Source organism: Lamprobacter sp., assembly GCF_034860625.1.
In the GTDB taxonomy this organism is placed as follows: domain Bacteria; phylum Pseudomonadota; class Gammaproteobacteria; order Chromatiales; family Chromatiaceae; genus Lamprobacter.
On sequence record NZ_JAYESN010000295.1, the window covers coordinates 1 to 3292 of the forward strand.

General features: G+C 59.3%; 3 protein-coding genes. All 3 read right to left on the minus strand.

Annotated features, from left to right (window positions below; genetic code table 11):
* Window positions 1–127 precede the first annotated feature (127 nt).
* The 3 genes from VBE63_RS26405 to VBE63_RS26415 all read right to left on the minus strand — a co-directional run bounded on the left by VBE63_RS26405 (window position 128) and on the right by VBE63_RS26415 (window position 3278).
* Window positions 128–1423 carry a hypothetical protein gene (locus VBE63_RS26405; RefSeq protein ID WP_323685978.1) on the minus strand — a complete coding sequence of 432 codons (1296 nt, stop codon included), beginning with the start codon at window positions 1421–1423 and terminating at the stop codon, window positions 128–130.
* Window positions 1424–1765: 342 nt separating this feature from the next.
* Window positions 1766–2299, minus strand: a complete 534-nt coding sequence (locus tag VBE63_RS26410; RefSeq protein ID WP_323685980.1) for an FkbM family methyltransferase — start codon at window positions 2297–2299, stop codon at window positions 1766–1768.
* Between the two features lie 511 nt (window positions 2300–2810).
* Entirely contained in the window at window positions 2811–3278 is a 468-nt protein-coding gene (locus tag VBE63_RS26415; RefSeq protein ID WP_323685979.1) for a hypothetical protein, read from the minus strand.
* Window positions 3279–3292: the final 14 nt, after the last annotated feature.

The following is a 3292-nucleotide window of genomic DNA, read 5'->3' on the forward strand; positions in this document are numbered from 1 at the left end:
AGCTCGCGCACCCGTGCGTCCAGCCCCTGCTTGCAGAGTTCCTGATACGTCTCGTTCGACAGCGAATGGACCTGGCGCGCTTGCGGCTGCGGCGCGCGCGCCTGCTCATCGACCAGGTGTTTGAAGTTCATGCTCGGTTCACCTCCGTTAGATTGTTTCGATACAGGTCATAGGGCGCCAGCGGTACATCCAATGCCACCATCTCGCTGCCGCTGCGATAACGCAGCCCGTTGGCGTCATGCCAGAACAGCCAGGGATCGCGCTCATAAGTACCAGCCGTCGCATCGATCAGGATGCGCGCGCCCGTTAGCTGACTCGCATACTGCTGCGGCTTTGCAATATCCGCACACCACACAAAGCGCGGCAGCTCCAGCTGCGTCAGCACCTTTTTCAGAACCGCATCCATGTGTTCATTGGCCTGAAGCTCGCGTTTCAGCGAGCGATTCGAGGTCAAATAGATCCGCAGCACCGCTGGCGCGTCAACGGCAAGGACACCTGCCTGCAGCATGCCCAACACCCGCTCATGCACGATACTCGCGTTGAGGTACATCTTCTCCGACAGCGGCACGATCACATGATCAAGATCGGCAAAACTCGCCGCGTCACTCGCCCCCACCACCCGCACCAGCCGGTTATAGGGCAAGCGATTATCGTCAACCACGAACAAGTCGTTGATAAAATCCGAATGGAAACTCCAACCCGTTGCCGCTGACAGCGCTGCCTCATCGATCGGACCATGGCCCATGATCGTCACCGCATGTTGCCGACCGATCATGGCCGCCACCATCGGGATACCTGACTCGATATAGGAGAAGACGGCGCGGAAAAACTCCGGTTCGCCCAGGATGTCCTTACTCAGAATCAGCGGGAAAAAGCCGTTAGCTGCGAGCAGATCCGAAACCTGCAGCAGGTCGAGACCTTCCGACGGCACCCGTCGGCCCAGACCCGGCGGCGTCTGCTCCGCAATCATCCCAATCGAGCGGCGACAATATTCCGGATACTTGAAGCCGTAGTAATTGACAATCGCCCAGACCGCGACATGGGCGCAGACCGCGATATCCGTATCCTGCGCCATCCATGGGAAGACGCGCTTCGGCAGCGGCGTTCCTGCCAGATGTGCGGTCATCTCCACGCCGAGCAGGTAAGCGCGCTCCGTTTCAATCAGATACGCCGGGTCGAGTAACGCCCGGCCACGGCTGTCGATGCGCGAATCGCGCACCACATAACTGCCGATATACTGCTCGGCGGCTAAATCCGCCCCGGCAAACAGATGCAGCCGGACGCAATCACGTGACGGCTGCCGATGTTTCTTGGCGTAAAAGAGCGCAAATACGCTCGAATGATCAAAATCCCGATACGGAGCTTCCAGTAATACCGCACCGCAGGTCAGCCCAAGCCGGTCTTTCAGCTCGTCGATCAGCAATCCATGCTCGGCTTCAGGGAAGAGCTGCGCCAGCGCCTGCTCAAGGTGGTCGTAATCCGCCAGCGCTGCGATCTCAAAAACGCTGTAATCAATCATGCCTTCTTCACATCAAACCGAATAGTTCCATGACCCTGACAGTCGCCGAGAATTATTTTTAGATCCGTCTTGGCAGTCATCGCTCAAGACGCCATCCTCCAGAGGAAACAGTTTCGCGCTACCAAGCCAAGTGAACTCAGCGTCTAGGAGCCATGCTGGCATCTGCTTAATGTCAACCTACGATCCAGCTGAGCGACTGTTGGTTTTCCCCCTCAACACCTATTGCTCAAGCCTGACGACTACTGATCATTGGATACGACCAAGATATCCTGGAGCCAATGTCGTCCCCTCGCGCGCATCGAGGAGCTGCAACACCTCGAAACAGAGATCATCCGCACCCGCAACCTGATCGAGCAACACCGCGAGCTTCTTTAGTTTCAAGCTCGAGAGCGCTTCGAGATGGCGGAAGTCGCGCACATAGATGGCATCGGTCCAGATGGCTTGCCCACGGCGCGGGCGTCGTTGCGGACATGCTTGAGCGAACGCCTTGTAGCGGCGCGTTGCAATACCGGTAAAGCTGTGCAGCAGAAAGCCTTGGGATCGCAGAAACTGATCGACCTCCGCAAACAGCGGTTGGTCTTCGTAAAGCGGGATGAATTCCACTTCGGTCCAGATCATGAGTACGTTGTCCAGACAGGTGCCCGCGCCTTGGAAGACGGCCAGCTCCGCGCCCCCCCGAAGGGGCGTCGGAGGTAACAGACTTGCTGGCGCGCTGCTGGCAACAGGGGGATGATAATCCGTGCCACCAGGCAGCGTTACGATGGTCCGTCGATAGCTCAGTGGTACGCAATAGACTCTCGTCCGTTAGCCTCACCTGTTGCTCGGTTAACATCGCCAACAAAGCGCGGCGTCGATCCATAGCCAAACTGCGGTTCGGGTTGCGAACCAGACGCTGCAGCAGCCGTCCATCCCGATGAAAATAAGATGAATACGCGCGCCGCTCCTCCAATCCTTCAAGGATCGCGGCTTCTAGCCAAGCGGCGAAGCCGCCCTGCGGCGGGCGCTGATCATAAGACATCAGTGGCGGCAGAAATGGACGATCGAAGCGCATCTGCGGGTTGCTCTCCAGCAGCTTGGTCAGTTCAGCGTTGACCTGGACAGCGGAGCTGCGTTGTCCACTCGCTTCCAGCACCCGGATGCGAAGCATCTCGGTCGCTAGATGGCGGTCGCGGTGCTGGTGCAGAGACTCCAACTGCTCGCGACTTGCGCGCAGCCAAGCCCAGCGTGCCGGCAGGGTCTCAGCCAGGTTACCCGCACTAAGATAGGCATTGAGCGCTTGCTCATAAGCTGGCTAGTGGAGATCGGCGCTGCGCTCCTGGCCCTGCCAGGTCGCTAGCATCTGACCATCGGCGTGTAATACCGGCACATAGGGATAGTCAGCCAACGCTTCGACCCAGCGACCTGTCGGCGCTGGCGCGGCCTGGTCTAGGTCGGCATTGGTCAATAGCCACCCGTTCGCACGAAGCTGCTCGGCGCGGCTGGGTTTGCAGGCGAACAGGTTGAGCTGGTAGCCATCCAGCGCCTCGTCCTCGGCCACCGGCGTCAGCCCTTGCAGGCCCGGCACCAAGCGATAGCGGTCGTAGCCCAGCGCGGCGAAGGCTTCGAGCAGGCCGGTGTTGGGCTGCTTGCCATGCTTCCATTCAAAGAGCACCAGCGGGTCTTGTTCGGCAAAGAAGCGCTGCCCGCCTTGCAGGATGCGGATCTCCTCGCCCTCCTGACGCTCGCGTTGTGCCCAGGTCTCTAGGTTCTCGGCTAGCATGGGCTAGCATGGTC

What these genes read in the sequence shown, in the direction of transcription:
- VBE63_RS26415 (WP_323685979.1), bottom strand. Translation starts at nt 3,278, where the DNA reads ATGCTAGCCGAGAACCTAGAGACCTGGGCACAACGCGAGCGTCAGGAG.